The sequence below is a fragment of the Myxococcus sp. XM-1-1-1 genome, assembly GCF_020037095.1.
Taxonomy (GTDB): Bacteria; Myxococcota; Myxococcia; order Myxococcales; family Myxococcaceae; genus Myxococcus; species Myxococcus fulvus.
Genome location: NZ_JAIQDH010000002.1, coordinates 553,930 through 569,157, shown reverse-complemented (window position 1 = coordinate 569,157; position 15,228 = coordinate 553,930). Strand labels below are relative to the sequence as shown.

The window sequence follows — 15,228 nt, the reverse complement described above, 5'->3', positions numbered from 1 at the left end:
GCCAACCCGAAGCGCCTATGCCTCCGGCGTCTCCGTGCCCGCGCCATCCAGCAGCTTGTAGAGCGTCTTGCGGTCCACATCGAGCAGGCGCGCCGCCTCGCTCTTGTTGCCCCCCACCGACTGGAGCACGTGCGCCGCGTACCGCCGCGACAGCTCCGCGAGGCTCGGCATGTCCCCCGCGAGTCCCGTCAGCCGCTTGGGCGCATCTCCAATCGGCTCCGGGAAGTCCTGCGGCCCCAGCACGCCCGTCACGTTGAGCGCCAGCGCCCGCGCCACCACGTTCTCCAGCTGCCGCACGTTGCCCGGCCAGTCATACGCCGTCAGCCGCCCCATCGCCTCCGACGTCACCACCGGGCTCACCCCACCCCGCGCATGCCGTGACGCGAAGTGCTGCACCAGCGCCGGGATGTCCTCTCGCCGCTCGCGAAGGGGCGGCAGGTGCAGGTGCACCACGTCCAGCCGGTACAGCAGGTCCTCGCGGAACACGCCCTCCGCCACCCGCTCCTTCAAGTCCTTGTTCGTCGCCGCCACCACGCGCGCGTCCACCTTCACCGGCACGCTCTCGCCCACCCGGCGGATCTCGCCCTCCTGCAGCACGCGCAGGAGCTGCGACTGCACCTTCATCCCCACGTCGCCAATCTCATCCAGGAAGAGCGTCCCGCCGTTCGCCTCCTCGAAGACACCCCGACGCGCGCCCGAGGCGCCCGTGAAGCTGCCCTTCGCATGGCCGAACAGCTCGCTCTCCATCAGCGACTCGGTGATGGCGCCGCAGTCCACCGGGATGAACGGCCCCGTCGAGCGCGGAGAGCGCTTGTGCAGCGCCCGCGCCACCATCTCCTTGCCCGTCCCCGTCTCGCCCGTAATCAGTACCGGCACGTTGCTCGCGGCCGCGCGGGCCACCTGCTTGTAGACCTCCAGCAGCGCGGGGCTGCGTCCCACCAGCGCCGTGCGGTCCACCTGCTGGCGCAAGGAGCGGTTCTCCTCCACCAAGCGCTTCTGCTCGAGCGCCCGGCGCGCGATGCGCAAAATCGCATCCACGTCGAAGGGCTTGGCCAGGTAGTCGAACGCGCCCAGCTGGATGCTGTCCAGCGCGCCCTCGATGTTGCCGAACGCCGTCACCACGATGACCGGCGTGTCCGGCAGGTGCGCCTTCACCTCCTGCAGCACCTTCAGCCCATCCCCCGGCTCGGGCATGGCCATGTCCGTGAGCACCAGGTCGAACGCGCCCTCCGCCAGCTTCTCCTGCGCGGCCTTGGGGTGCGCCGCCTGCGCCACCGAGCCGAGCGGCCCCAGCAACCGCTGGAGCAAATCCCTCGCCTGAGGGTCATCGTCCACGACGAGGATGCGCGCTGAGCTCACGAAGCCACCTTGCGGATTGCGGAAGCCGTGGACGACTCCGCGGACTGGACGGCGCTTCCCACCGTCTGCCGCGCGACCTTCGGGAAGCGCACCACCACGCGCGTCCCCTTCCCCTCCTCCGAGCGCACCGCCAGCGTCCCCCCGTGCGCCTCCACCACCCGCTTCGTGGTGACCAACCCCAACCCATGCCCCGGCAGCGAGCGCGCCTCCGGCGCGCGGAAGAACGGCTGGAACAACGACGTCAACACCGCGGGCCCCATCCCGATGCCGTTGTCCGACACCTCGAGCACCGCGTCCGCCCCGTCCGTCGCCACGCGCACCGTCACCTTCGCGTCGGGCCGCCCCGCCGAGTACTTCACCGCGTTCGTCAGCAGGTTGCGCGCGGTGACCTGCAACAGCTGCCCCGGGCAGTCCACCGCCACGCCCGCCTCCAGCGCCCGGTCCAACGCCACGTTCTGCAGCGCCGCCACCTGCGACACCTCCAGCAGCACCGTCGTCACCGCCGTGTCCAGCTCGCCCACCGTACGCTCGCCCCGCGTGCCCGCGCGGCAGAAGCGCAAGAGCGCCTCAATCAGCTCCCCCATGCGCACCGCGCTGGACTCGCACTGCGCCAGCATCTCCAGCGCGCCCGCGTCCTTCACCGCGCCCGTGCGACGGATGAGCGTCAGGTAGCCCTTGAGCGGCGCCAGCGGGCTGATGAGGTCGTGCGCCACGCGGCGCGTGAAGGCATCCAGCTCCTGGTTGTGCCGCCCCAGCTCCTCCAGCTGCCCCTGAATCGTCGCGTCCTGACGCTGGAGCAGCCGCGTGATGTGCCACCCCACCAGCACCGACAGCAGCATGGCCAGGAGCGTGGTGCCCGCGCCCAGCGCCGTGTTGCGCACGCGCAGGTCGGCCAGCCGCCCCACCAGCCGGCGCGCCTCGTTCGCGTTCTCCTCCGACAGCGACTCGCCCAAGGCGTCCAGCTGCGCGGCCACCGGCCGGATGCGCTCGGCCAGGTGACGACGCGCCCGGTCCGCCTCGCGCCGCTGCGAGAACACCGCCGCCGCGCGCACCTGGTCCGCCAGCCCCTGGCACGCGGCGTTGAAGCGCTCCCACATCGCCTTGTCGCCCGAGGGCAGGTTGCGCGTGTACGCCTCCGAGGCGAAGCGGATGTCGGTGAGGATCTCTTCCATCACCGCGTCGGCCGCGCCGCGCTCCCGGTCGTCCGTGGCGCGGATGTGCGCCTCAATCGCGGACTCCAGCGACAGCGCGTCCACGCGGATGCGCCCGATGAGGCCGGCGCGCTCCAGCGCCTGCTTCACCAGCGCGTCCACCTGCGCGCCCGTGCGCACCTCCGTCCACAACATGAAGGCGGTGACGGCCGACAGCAGGGCCACCACGAAGAAGAAGCCGGCGCGATAGCCGCGGATGGACTTGCGGGTGCTCACCAGGGTCGTCCTGTACCACGGAGCACGGGCCGAGGACCCGCGTCCTGACCTTCAGGGCGCCGCCGTCCCGTCGCCTGCCGCCGGAGCATCCGGCTGCCGCGCCGACGGCAACCGCCGCCGCGCCCGCTCCAGCGCCGACTCATAGAAGACGTCCGACAGCTGCTCGTGCATCTCCCGCAGCTCGTTGAGCTCCCGCTCCCGCGCGAGCAGCTGCGTGTTGTGCTCCTCCAGCGCGTGCCGGTCCGCCTCCGTGCGCGCCAGCTCCTCCATCAGCGCCGCGCGGCCCTGCTCCGCCTCCGCGCGCTCCTGCTTGAGCCGCTCGATGGCCGACTCCAGCGCCGCCAGCTTCACCGCCACCGACTCCATGCGTTCGCGCTCCGCCTCGTACTGGCGCTGCCAGTGCAGCGTCTCCAGCACCTGCGCCTCCAGGCGCTCAGGCGGGATTCGCGCGCACCCTGTCGCCAGCCATGCCACCGCCGTCGCCATCGCGAACCACAGGGACCGCATACACCGTCTCTCCCGCGCCGCGGTCGCGAGAGATTCGCGACGAGGTGCGACGGGCTCGTGTCCTGTTGCAGCAAAGGACGCGTGCGCAGCTTGCTCAAGTGGCCCGGTGTCGTCAAAGCGACAAGCGCCCGTCTGGGGAGCAAGCCCCCAATGTTGGAGCCTCAACTGAGGATTTCCTCCCCAGCACGCGCACGAAAGCCCACGCGCTTCCCTCGGAAGGCCGCGCTGGCACGCCCGCTGCTCAAGCGCCTGTCCGCTGATACGGCGCAATCCTGCGTCGTCCTGCCTCAACGGAGCATTCCATGAAGACCGTGTTCGCCGCCGCCCTGCTCGCCGCCGCCACCGCGTTTGCCAACACCCCCGCTCCGGCCGCCGCGGAGGCCAAGCCCGCCGCCGCCGAGGCGCAGCCCGCTCCCGCCGCCGAGATGAAGGCCGAGGAGGCCAAGCCCGAGACGGCCGAGGCCAAGCCCGCCGCCGAGACCAAGCCCGCCAAGGGCAAGAAGGCCAAGAAGGCCGCCCCCAAGGCCGAGACGGCCGCCGAGACCAAGTAGTCTCGATTTCCTCACTTCGAGGAATCCCCGCGAGGGCGCCCTTTCCAAGGGGGGCGCCCTCGTGGCATTTCGGGGTCTGTCATCACCCGGACACTTCACGGCCAGGTCGCCTCCCTCGGAAAATCACCTGTGTCATCTACACCCCGCCTGGGTCATTGTCTCCGTGGTGAACTCTTGATTTTCAGCAAAGCTGGGATTTGACAGAAACACAGTAATCGCGCTTAATACGACTTCAGAGGATGACAGTCGGTTCCGGATTCCTGCGGAACCCCATTGCAAATCCGTCTTTTCCTGGAGTCACCCCCATGGTGGAAGCCTTCTCGAAGGTGTCGGAAGCCTCGAAGCTGTTGCTGGAGAAGGGCCTCTGCCCCGCCACCGCGGTGGAGTCGCTGGGGCTGGTGGGGCACGCGATGGGCGTGGACCGGGCCTACATCTTCGAGAACCGGGTGTCGCAGACGTACGGCCGGTTCGTGACGGACCTGCGCTACGCCTGGGCGGAGCCGCCCACCGCGTCGCCCCTGGCCAACCCCGTGCTGCGCGCGTTCTCGTTCCGGGACTTCGCGCCGGGCTGGGTGGACATGCTGGAGGCGGGGATGGTGGTCGCGTGCCCCACCCGTGACGCGCCGCCGATGATGCGCGATCTGCTCGAGCGGCAGGGGACGCACTCCATCCTGCTGTGCCCCATCAACCCCTCGCGTCAGCAGTGGTGGGGCGTGGCGGTGTTCGAGGACTGCCGGCAGCCCCGGGCCTGGAAGCCCGAGGACGTGTCGCTGCTCAAGTCGCTGTCGCGGGCGGTGGCGGCGTCGGTGCGCCACGGGCAGATGCGCTCCTCGCTGGACCAGGTGCGCAACAGCCTGAGGGCGGCGGTGGGCCGCACGCCGGCGTCCGGGCACTAGCCCCTCGCCTCCCCGGTCGCCAGGCGACGGAGGGCGCGGGCGACCCTCCCCCCTTGAGCCCTGGCCCCGTGCGTCGAGGGTTTCTGCTACCCTGGCGGCCCCCTGTCTACCGCCATGTCCTCCATCGACCCGACGGCGATCAGCCGGCCTCGCTCCCCCGACCTCATCAGCGGCTACCGCCTCGAAAAGCTCGTGGGCACCGGAGGCATGGGCGAGGTCCACAAGGCCACCCAGCTGTCGCTCGGGCGCACGGTGGCGGTGAAGCTGCTCAACCAGGAGCTGGCGAAGGACCCGTCCTTCATCGCGCGCTTCCAGAAGGAGGCCGCGGCGCTCGCCGCGCTGAGCCACCCCCACGTCGTCTCCATCGTCGACAAGGGGAAGACGGACGCCACCTACTACCTGGTGATGGAGTTCGTGGACGGCCCGTCGTTGCGCGAGCTGATCCGCCAGTCCCAGTTCGACATGATGGGCGCGCTCAGGCGCATGCTCGAAATCTGCCGGGCCATCGAGTACGCGCACGGCCGCGGCGTCATCCACCGCGACCTGAAGCCGGAGAACATCCTGCTGGACCAGCAGGCCGGCGGCATCGCCAAGGTGTCGGACTTCGGGCTCGCCTCGTTCCTGGATGACGCCAGCCCCTCGTCGCGCTACGCGCTGACGTCCACGCACGTGTCCATGGGCACGCTGTCGTACATGGCGCCCGAGCAGCGCGTGGACGCGAAGAACGCGGACGCGCGCGCGGACATCTTCTCGCTGGGCGTCATCCTCTACGAGTGGCTGACCGGCGAGGTGCCGCTGGGCACGTTCGACCCGCCCTCGCAGCGCAAGCCCGGGCTGGACGCGCGCCTGGACGGCATCGTCACCAAGTGCCTCAAGCCGGACCCGGAGGACCGCTACCCGTCGGTGGCGGCGCTCATCGCGGACCTGGAGCTGCTCGTCCCCGGCAGCCTGCCGTCGATGCTGCCGGTGAAGCAGACGCGGGTGCAGCGCTTCAAGGCGGGCGTGCGCAAGGTGGTGCGCACCACCATGCAGGCCGCCGCGGTGGTGATGGTGCTGGCGGCCAGCCTGGTCCTGGGCACGGCCTTCTATCTGAGCGGTGAGCGCCGCGCGGCGTCCGCGCCGGGCGCCACCCTCATGGCCTACCTGGGCGAGCCGCGCATCCAGCCGGTGCCCGGGCGCGAGGAGTCCAACCCCGAGCGGCGCAGGCTCACCCTGGGCGAGGGCCTGGCGGAGCAGAGCCTGGTGGTGGCCGGACGCCCCGTCACGCTCGAGGACAAGACGCTCGTCTTCCCCTGGCAGGACGACGAGCAGAGCGTGGGCCGGGTGCGCGTGGACGTCACGCGCCGGGACGGCGACAGCCTCAGCCTCACGGCGCAGTTGCTCACGGAGGCGCCGCCGCTCACCTTCGAGCGCCGCCTACGCGACATGTTCAGCCTCTACCAGCCGTCCCCGCCGCCCACCGCGTCCATGCTGCTTCTGGGCAGCACGGGCCGCTACGTGGCGCTGGTGCACAACGGCGTGGGCGAGCCCTTGCGGCTGGAGTGGGCGCTCGGCGAGCGCCGGGGCGCGATGCTCGGCATCGAGTCCCCCAAGGCGGGCCCGGTGAACGTGGAGCTGGCGGTGGACGCGGAGGGGCGGCTGGAGGCGTTCCTGGGCACGGGCAAGGACCGCCGGGCGCTCTTCGAGCCGCTGGTGCTGGGAGCGGGCTGGGTGGAGCAGTTCGGCGACGCGCCCTTCCCCGGCTTCGGCTGCATCGAGGGCACCTGCCGCGTGTCCGGCATCACCTACGTGCTCAAGCAGTCGCCGCCCGGAGGGACGACGGCGCCGGTGCCGCCGACGCCCACCCCGTCCCCGCCGAAGGTGGCCGCGGCGGTGCCGGCCAAGGCGGTGGTGCCCAAGAAGGCGCCTCCTCCGCCCCCCAAGAAGCAGCCCGTCAAGCCCGCGCCCAAGAACGGCAAGCGCCGCTAGACGGGCACGAAGGCGACAGAGTTCCGCAGGGGAATATGGCCAGTGACGGGGGATTGCATTATCCCTCGGCACTCCTATGCGCACCTTCCGCCGCGGCCTGACCGCGTTCGCACTCGTCGCCGGCCTCACGGGCTGCTCCCACTCCCCCACCCCCAGCGTCGCGCCGCGCGTGCTGGAGAGCGCCGCGGAGAAGGCGCGCTCCGGCACGGACGAGGCGCGCACGCTCGCCTTCGCCGGCTTCCACGCGTACCTGATGGAAGGCGACGCGGCGGCGGCGCAGCAGCGCTTCGACGCGGCCGTGGCGAAGGACCCGGCGGACCCCTACGCCCTCATCGGCCAGCACCTGCTCGCGCGCCGCGCGGGGCGGCCGGACCGGGCGCTCGTGGCCGCGCTGGAGGTGGTGACGCGCGCGCCCACGCACCCGCTGGCGCTCATCGGCGCGCGCTACGCGCTGGACACCGTGGGCACCGCGCCGCCCCTGGATGAGGCCATCCTCGCGGCGGCGCAGAAGGCGCTCGCGGCGGGCGCGTCGGGCGAGACGGCGTACCTGCTGCGCGGCACGCGGCTGTCGGTCGCGGTGACGCGCGGGGACCTCAAGGCGCGCGACGCGGTGCTCAAGGAGCTGGGCGGCGTGTCCGAGGCGACGCTCGTGGGGCCCTTCTCCGCCTTCCATGTCCTGTCGTGGGACGAGGCGTGGCCCACCGGCCAGGGCGGCTCGCTCACAGGCCCGTTCACCGGCGCCTTCGGGGCGCTCCCCACGCGCAAGCTGCTGGCGCCGGACGGCCGGCTGGATTTGGGCGGCGAGCCGGGCGAGGGCGACGTGTACCTCATGGCCTTCGACGCGGAGGTGCCGCAAGGGGCGACCTACGTGGCGCGCTCGGTGAGCGCCGCGTCGCACCAGGTGGTGGTGGACGGCACGCTGGTGCTGGAGCGCGCCGCGTGGACGCAGGCCACCTCCACCGTCACCAGCCGCGCCGTGAAGCTGTCGGCGGGCAAGCACCGCATCATCGTCCGTCAGCTCAAGGGCGGCACCTCCGGCGTGCTGTCGTTCTCGCTGCTGCGAGAGGACGGCCAGCCCGCCAACGTGCGCTTCACCGCGGCCACCGGACCGGCGCCCGCGACGTGGGGCAGCGCCCCCTCGCTGGCCGACGCGAAGGGCGTTTACCCCACCGCGAAGTCCATCAAGGACGCGCTCTCGGGCGAGGCGGGGGAGCTGCTCTCCACGTTCCTCGCGGCGCGTGACGGCCTGGCGCGCGACGCGGACGGCGCCCGGCGGCTGATGGCGGACGTGGACGCGACGACGCCCGCGCTGCTGGCCCTGCGCGCGGAGGTGGCCGCGGCGGACCGGACGGTGCCCTCCAAGGTGGCGCGCGGCCGGGCCACGCGGGATTTGGAAGCGCTCTTGTCCAAGGACCCGACCCACGTGGCCGCGCTGCTCTTGCGCGCGGACCTGTTCATGGACGACGGGCAGGCGGCGAGCGCGCTGGAGACCCTGAAGACGGCGAGCGAGGCGGTGCAGCCTCCGGGCTTCCCGCTGTTCCTGATGCGCGCGCGCGCGGCGCTCACGCTGGACGTGGACGCGCTGGCGGAGGAGTCGCTGGCCGCGGCGCTGCAGCTCCAGCCGCAGCTGTGTGAGGCGCTGGGGCTCCAGTACAACCTGGCGCGGCGGCGCGACGCGGTGGAGCGCTCCAACACGCTGGTGGAGGCGCAGAAGGACTGCCCCGGCGTCGCGGCGCGGCGGGCGGACCACGCGCGCACGCGCGGGGACCTGGAGGCCGCCGCGCGCGAGTACGCGCAGCTGCTCGCCCGGGACCCGACGAGCGTGAGCGCGGGCACGTCGCTGGCGACCCTCTACGTGGGCCTGCGTCGCCATGACGACGCCATCGCCGTGCTGGAGAAGCTGGCGGTGACGTGGCCGCGCAACACGGAGCTGCTCAAGCGCATGGCGGACGTGCGCGAGTACTCGGGCAAGGGCGCGGAGGCGCTCGCGCTGCGCGAGAAGGCGCTGGCGCTGGAGGGGGACGATTTGTCGCTGCGCCGCGCGGTGGAGCGCGCGAAGACGGGCAAGGAGCTGCTGCAGGAGTTCGCCATCGACGGGCAGGAGGCGCTGCGCGCCTACGACGCGGAGCCCGTGACCGGCGGCGCGGCGGTGTTCGTCCTGGATGCCGCGGCGGTGCGCGTGTACCCGGACGGCAGCATCGTCAACCGCATCCACACCATCCAGAAGGCGCTGGAGCAGTCGGGCGTGCAGGAGATCGCGGAGGTCAACGTGCCCCGCGGCGCGCAGGTGCTGGCGCTGCGCACGCTCAAGGCGGACGGGCGCGTGCTCGAGCCGGAGAACATCGAGGGCAAGGACACGGTGAGCCTGCCCGGCGTGCAGGTGGGGGACAGCGTGCAGGTGGAGTACCTGCTGGCGGAGAGCCCGCGCGGCCCCGCGCAGCCGGGCTTCACCGCGTCCGCGTTCTACTTCCAGATCGCCAACCAGCCCAACGCGTGGACCACGTACACGGTGGCCGCGCCCAAGGGCACGGGCATGAAGGTGGACGCGCACGCGATGAAGGCGCCCCAGCCCACGGTGAGGGGCGACGAGGAGGTCTTCCACTACGAGGCGCGCCGCGTGCCGCCGTTCATCCCCGAGCCGGACGCGCCCCCCTCCGGCAACGAGTACCTGCCCTTCGTCATGGTGGGCGCGGGCGCCACGGGCAACGACAGCCTGGCGCGCATCTACGGCGACGCGTTCCAGGAGCGCTGGGCGCGCACCGCGGAGGTCGTCCGCTTCACGCGCGAGGCCACCCAGGGCAAGGAGGGCCTGGAGGCGGTGAAGGCGCTGCACGCGGCGGTGATGCAGCGCTTCTCCGGGCGGGACAACGGGCTGGGCCAGTCCGCGGCGTCCACGGTGGCGCAGGACCGGGGCAGCCGGCTGACGGTGCTCAAGGCGGGCCTGGAGGAGCTGGGCATCCCCTCGCGCGTGGCGGCGGTGCGCACCTTCAACGTGGACCCGGCCGAGTACCTGTTCCCCAACGACAGCCTGCTGCCCTACGCGGCGTTGCGCGTGGAGGTGCCGGGGAGCGCGCCGGTGTGGGTGGACACGTCGGTGCGCTACGGGCCCTTCGGTGAGCTGCCGGAGTTCGCCATGGGCGAGCTGACGGCGTACCTCTTGCCGGAGCCGGGCAGGAAGCTGGAGGTGGTGAAGACGCCCGCGACGAAGCAGTCCACGGGCAAGCAGGTGCGCCTGACGCTCTCGCTCGATGCCGACGGGAAGATGACCGGCAAGGGCGAGGAGACGTACACGGGCTTCGAGGCGGCGCAGTTGGCGGAGGCCTTCAACCAGCTGTCGGCGGAGAGCCGCAACCAGGCGCTCCAGGGCGCGGTGGCGCGCTACTTCGGCGGCGCGGCGCTCTCCAGCGTCACGCTGGACCACCGGGACCAGGTGGGCGCGCCCTTCGTGCTGCGCTACGAGTTCACCGTGCCGCGCTTCGGACGGCTGGAGGGTGGCAACCGCATGGCGCTGGGCCCCCTCACCTTCCCCGCGCAGCTGGGCCGCCGCTACGTGCAGCTGAGCAGCCGCCGCACGCCGCTCTACATCGACAACACCGAGGCCAGCAGCACGCAGGTGACGCTGTCCTTGCCCCCGGGCTGGAAGCTGCCCGACCCGCAGCCCCCCATCGACGTGAAGAACCCCTTCGGACACTTCACCCGCACCGAGAAGCAGGAGGGCGCCACGCTCACCATCACCGAGTCGCTGCGGCTGCCTCGCGCGCGCGTCGCGCCCCGCCAGTACGAGCAGTTCGCCGGCTTCACCGGAGACGTGGACCTCATCCAGACGCGGGAGATGTTCCTGGTGAAGCAGTAGCCCGCCCGCCTGTCCGCCCGCTCTGCCGGCGAGACGGGTCGACCCGTGAGGGGCTCCCGGGTTGAATACGGAGCCCCTCCCCGCGTCCGAAGGGCGTGAGGTGCCCCTTGCACGGGGCGCTGGATTCTCAACCTGGAGAAGACGTCATGAGTCCTCGAAGCTGGCTCTGGATGGTGGCCCTGCTGTCGGCCCCGGTGGTTCAGGCGCAGACGACGCCAGTGCCCGCCGCGGACCCCTCGTACGACGGCCGCGAGTACGGCGAAGGCGAGTTCGACGAAGACTCCGACGAGGAGATTGCCCCCATGGCGCCCCAGCCTCCTCCGGCGCTGCCCACGGAGCAGCCCTCGCGCAGGCCCTATGCCGGCGCCGTGTGGGCCTCCGGGCACTGGTACTGGGACGGCGACGAGTGGCGCTTCAACCCGGGCACGTGGCTGGCCCCCATGGAGGGCTACCAGTTCGTGAACGGCTACTGGGAGGAGGACCGGGGGGCCTGGTACTGGGTCTCCGGCGGCTGGGCGCGGCGGGGCACCACCGAGGTGGAGATTCCCATCGCCGTGTCCTCCGAGGCCCTCACCGTGCAGCAGGCGCCTCCCGCGCCGCGCCAGGAAATCCGTCCGGCCGCGCCCTCCGCCGACCTCACCTGGGAGCCCGGCTACTGGTACTGGTCCGGCAACAACTGGGACTGGGTGGATGGCACGTGGGCCGCTCCGCCGCGCGCGGGCCTGGTCTTCGTGTCGCCCCGCTGGGTGCAGCGCGGCCTGACCTGGCACTTCGTCAGCGGAGGCTGGGCGCCGCGCGGCTCGCTGCACGTCACCGTGCCCGTCTTCCGCCACGCCCGCGTGTCCGTGCGCTGGGGCCACCCCAACTACTTCGCGCACACGTGGTACCGCGCGCCGGCCGTCCGCTACTACTACCACCGCCCGTGGCGCGCCTCCGGCCACTACTACCGGCATGACCGCGTCTGGCGCTCGCCGACCTACTACCACCGCGCCTCGCCGGGCCCCGGCTACCACCGCCGCGACGACTCGTGGCGCGGCCGCGATGACCGCTGGAAGAGCCACCACCGCGGGCCGGAGCGCCACGAGCGCTGGCGCGCCCCCAGCCACCGCTCCTCGCCCCGCGGCCATGAGGCCACGCCCGTCCGCGGCGGCGACCGCCACCGCGGCGGACGCGGCGGCGGCTGGGGAGACGGCGACCGCCGACGCTAGAGCCCTGGCTCGGGGCCCGCCTCCCCCCGGGGGCCCCCCCAGCGTTCACCCCTCGACAGGGGCGTCGTTCAGACTCGCGAAAATCAAGACTAAACAGCAAAACCCAGGTGCCTCATCCCCCTCCTTCAGGAGTGCACCATGACACCTGGGTCCTGTCGTTTCGCGGTGTTGCTGTCCTTGTTCCTCGTGGCCCCGGCCTGCGCGCCGGAGCCCGCGGCGGAAGAGACTCCGGCCCCGGAGGGCCTGGAGACCTCCCGCGCGGCCATCACCCTGCCCCCGTCGTACACGGACGCGCAGGTGACGGCCATCGCCCGGCCCACGGCGCTGGCCTTCACGCCGGATGGGCGGCTGCTCATCACCACGCAGACGGGGCAGCTGCGGGTGTTCAGCGGGGGCGTGCTGCTGCCGACGCCGGCGTTGGACCTCTCCGCGGTGCTGTGCACCAACTCGGAGCGCGGCCTCTTGGGCGTGGCGGTGGACCCGGACTTCGCGACCACCGGGCACATCTTCCTCTATTACACGTTCAACAAGTTCAACACGTGCACGACGAACATCGCCAACGTGGCGGTGAACCGCGTGTCGCGCTTCACGCTGCCGAGCACGAACGTGGTGAGCCCGTCGAGCCAGGTGGTGCTGCTCGACAACATCCCGTCCCCGGGCGGCAATCACAACGGCGGTGATTTGCACTTCGGCCCGGATGGGCTGCTCTACGTCAGCGTGGGAGACGGCGGCTGTCAGCTCGGGGACCCGAGCCGCTGCGGGGGAGCGAACACCACGGCGCGCAGGCTGGACGTGCTGCTCGGGAAGATGCTGCGCATCAACAAGGACGGCACCGCGCCCACGGACAACCCCTGGTACGCGGTGTCGGGCAGCCGGCGCTGCGGCAATCCCGCGGGGGTGCCGACGGGCACGGGGCCGTGCCAGGAGAACTACGCCACGGGCCTGCGCAACCCGTTCCGCTTCGCCTTCCAGCCGGGCACCAGCACGTTCTTCATCAACGACGTGGGCCAGAGCCTGTGGGAGGAGATTGACGAGGGCATCAAGGGCGCGGACTACGGCTGGAACACGCGCGAGGGGCACTGCGCGAACAACTCCACCACCAACTGCGGCGCGCCTCCGGCGGGGATGACGAACCCCCTCTTCGACTACAAGCGCGGCACCAACCCCACGGGCTCGCCGTTCCAGAACTGCAACTCCATCACGGGAGGGGCCTTCGCGCCGCCTGGAGCGTGGGCGAACGCGGACGACAACGCGTACTTCTTCAGTGATTACATCTGCGGGAAGGTGTTCAAGCTGGTGCGCGGCGCGGGCGGCGCGGTGACGGTGGACGCGTTCGCCACGGGCCTGGGCTCCGGCTCCGCGGTGACGCTGCGCTTCGGCCCGTCGGGCACGCGCCAGGCGCTCTACTACACGACGTACGCCGGAGGCGGAGAGGTGCGCCGCATCGAGTTCACCGGCACGCGCACCGTGACGCCGTAGCGGGAGCTCGACAGGCGGGGCCCCGGACGTGACGCGCTGACGCCCGTCCGGGGTGTCCGCTGTCCTCGCCCGCTCCAGCGGATCAGCGGATGTCAGTAGTAACAGAGGAAGTCGGGCCCGCAGGAGCCCGGACGCCCATTGCAGACACAGTGCCTGTCCTCCGAACACTCCTGCATCTCGCACACCGGGTCACCACCACCGCCACCACCTCCGCCTCCCACATCGAACTCACAGACATTGCTCGCATTGCAGAAGACGCTCCGGGCAATGGGGCACAGGGACCAGCAGTCGCTCTCCGAGAGGCAGTCCCCCTCGGAACAGAACAAGGCCCGCGGGGAGGAAGACGCTTCACAGACCACCGCGTCGTCCGACTCCGCGCGAGCCGCGCCGAGCCAGAGCAGCATCACCGCGAACAGCATCCGGACAGGGGAACGCCACGACGAGGACACGCACCTCATGCAAAAGGCTCCTTTCGGCGCAAGCGGACCCGCCCACCCGTGGGTCCACCCCTGGAGCCTACAGCAGTATCCCCGTTGCAATCCGGCGACGAAGCCCCCGAGGCGTCAGGGAGGCAGCCCCGTGGAGAGCACCTCGCGAATCTCCCCCGCCGCATACTGCGTTCCCCAGAGCGCGTTCACCAGCACGGCGACCCCCTCCGAGCCCGAGTAGACGCTGCCCGAGGTCATCTCGACCAGGGTGACGCGAGGGTCCGCAAGCTCAAGCAGGCGCGGGGCCACCTGGGACACGCCCCGCCCGTTCAGTTGGAGCACGCGCTGCGCCTGGAGCCACCCCACCAACGCGTCCTGCACGAAGGGGACGTAGAGCGACTGCTCCTCGGGCCCCAGGTTCGTCAGCAGATACCCCAGGGACACCGTGGTGAGGGCATGGGCGTACTGGACCACCAGTTGCCCGTGGTCCAACGCGCGCGTGTTCCAGTCCGGGACCTCCAGGTGCTGGATGTACAGCGGAGACATCGTCGGGCCCACGAGCGGCGCGAGCGTCTGCGTCTGCTCCACGGGGACGAGCGTGTCCCAGTCCTCGTGCAGGACGAGGAAGGGCGTCGTCAGCCTCGGCGCGAGGTGCTCGCGCGTCCACGCGCTGTAGTCCGCGCCCGGCGCCCCCGGAGCCCCTCCCGTGGCGGCGACGATGCGGCGCCGATAGGGCTCGAAGAACGTGGCGTACTGGGAGCGCACCCACGGGTCCGACACGCGCGAGGGAATCACCGTCTCCAGGTATTCGAACTGCCGCGCGAAGTCGGACAGCGGGAAGAACGCCACGCCCGCCCTGGGACGCACCGCCCCCGGCGCATCCGCCGCCGCGTAGAGCGCCTCGAAGCCGCCCCAGGAACCTCCCTGGATGCCGATGCGTGAGCGGTCCACCTCGGGCGCCTGCTCGAGGAAGCGCAGCCCCGCGTGCATGTCATCCCGGTCGTTCTGGATGCTGCCACCCGCGTAGAAGCGGCCGAAGACGTTGAGCACGCCGAAGCCGTTGTACAGGTAGAAGAACGACTCGCCCGCGATGAGCTCCGGCGTGCTGATGGTGTAGGCGATGTTGGACGAGCCCGCGTGGTGGCCCGGCTCGCTGTCATCCGGATGGAAGCCGTTGCCTCGCGCAGCCCACTTCGCGTCCACCGCCTCGCCCGTCCACGTGATTCCGTCATAGGGACGGGTCAGCATCATCACGGGCCAGGCGCCCGGACTCCTCGGCGGGAACCACTGCGCGTAGGACGCCGCCTTGCCTTCCTCCTGGAGCCGCAGCAGTTGGTACGCCCACTGCTGCCCACCAGCCGCCGCCTGCCCCGAGCCCAGGACGGTCACCGTCAGGGGCTTGGAGTCGTTCTCCTGCTCCTCGGGAGGAAGCGGCGCCTCGGGCTTCGGGTCGGACGAGGAGCAGCCCAACAGGGCCAGGACGAGAATCACCCATCGTGTCGTGCGCATGAGCCCCAAGACACCGCAGTCCGGATTTTCTGGAAGCGGCGAG

General features: G+C 71.5%; 10 protein-coding genes. 6 read left to right on the top strand and 4 right to left on the bottom strand.

Features of this window, described 5'->3' with window-relative positions; translation table 11 throughout:
* Positions 1-15: 15 nt before the first annotated feature.
* The 3 genes from K8640_RS06370 to K8640_RS06360 are packed head-to-tail and all read right to left on the bottom strand — an operon-like array spanning position 16 to position 3,293.
* A complete protein-coding gene (locus K8640_RS06370) occupies positions 16-1,359 on the bottom strand; it encodes a sigma-54 dependent transcriptional regulator (RefSeq protein ID WP_046711316.1) in 1,344 nt (447 codons plus the stop codon).
* Positions 1,356-2,789 (bottom strand): ATP-binding protein, encoded by a 1,434-nt coding sequence (locus tag K8640_RS06365; protein WP_223746476.1) that lies wholly within the window; start codon positions 2,787-2,789, stop codon positions 1,356-1,358. The genes K8640_RS06370 and K8640_RS06365 overlap by 4 nt, the downstream gene beginning before the upstream one ends.
* Positions 2,790-2,837: 48 nt before the next feature.
* Positions 2,838-3,293, bottom strand: a complete 456-nt coding sequence (locus K8640_RS06360) for a hypothetical protein (RefSeq protein ID WP_141331959.1) — start codon at positions 3,291-3,293, stop codon at positions 2,838-2,840.
* Between the two features lie 302 nt (positions 3,294-3,595).
* On the opposite strand from K8640_RS06360, the gene K8640_RS06355 reads away from it, so the two are divergent.
* The 6 genes from K8640_RS06355 to K8640_RS06330 all read left to right on the top strand — a co-directional run bounded on the left by K8640_RS06355 (position 3,596) and on the right by K8640_RS06330 (position 13,248).
* The gene (locus tag K8640_RS06355; protein WP_141331960.1) at positions 3,596-3,844 is read left to right on the top strand and encodes a hypothetical protein; all 249 of its coding nucleotides are present in this window, start codon (positions 3,596-3,598) and stop codon (positions 3,842-3,844) included.
* Between the two features lie 305 nt (positions 3,845-4,149).
* Entirely contained in the window at positions 4,150-4,740 is a 591-nt protein-coding gene (locus tag K8640_RS06350; RefSeq protein ID WP_223746244.1) for a GAF domain-containing protein, read from the top strand.
* Between the two features lie 114 nt (positions 4,741-4,854).
* Positions 4,855-6,708: a serine/threonine-protein kinase gene (locus K8640_RS06345; protein WP_223746243.1), complete on the top strand. Its 1,854-nt coding sequence runs from the start codon at positions 4,855-4,857 to the stop codon at positions 6,706-6,708.
* A 76-nt stretch (positions 6,709-6,784) separates the two neighbouring features.
* On the top strand, positions 6,785-10,561 hold the full coding sequence (locus K8640_RS06340; RefSeq protein WP_223746242.1) for a tetratricopeptide repeat protein: 3,777 nt from the start codon (positions 6,785-6,787) through the stop codon (positions 10,559-10,561).
* 146 nt (positions 10,562-10,707) lie between these two features.
* Complete coding sequence (locus K8640_RS06335; RefSeq protein WP_223746241.1) at positions 10,708-11,769, top strand: hypothetical protein; 1,062 nt, start codon at positions 10,708-10,710, stop codon at positions 11,767-11,769.
* Between the two features lie 138 nt (positions 11,770-11,907).
* The gene (locus tag K8640_RS06330; RefSeq protein WP_223746240.1) at positions 11,908-13,248 is read left to right on the top strand and encodes a sorbosone dehydrogenase family protein; all 1,341 of its coding nucleotides are present in this window, start codon (positions 11,908-11,910) and stop codon (positions 13,246-13,248) included.
* A 563-nt stretch (positions 13,249-13,811) separates the two neighbouring features.
* On the opposite strand, the gene K8640_RS06325 is transcribed toward K8640_RS06330, so the two are convergent.
* On the bottom strand, positions 13,812-15,185 hold the full coding sequence (locus tag K8640_RS06325) for a S9 family peptidase (protein WP_223746239.1): 1,374 nt from the start codon (positions 15,183-15,185) through the stop codon (positions 13,812-13,814).
* Positions 15,186-15,228 lie beyond the last annotated feature (43 nt).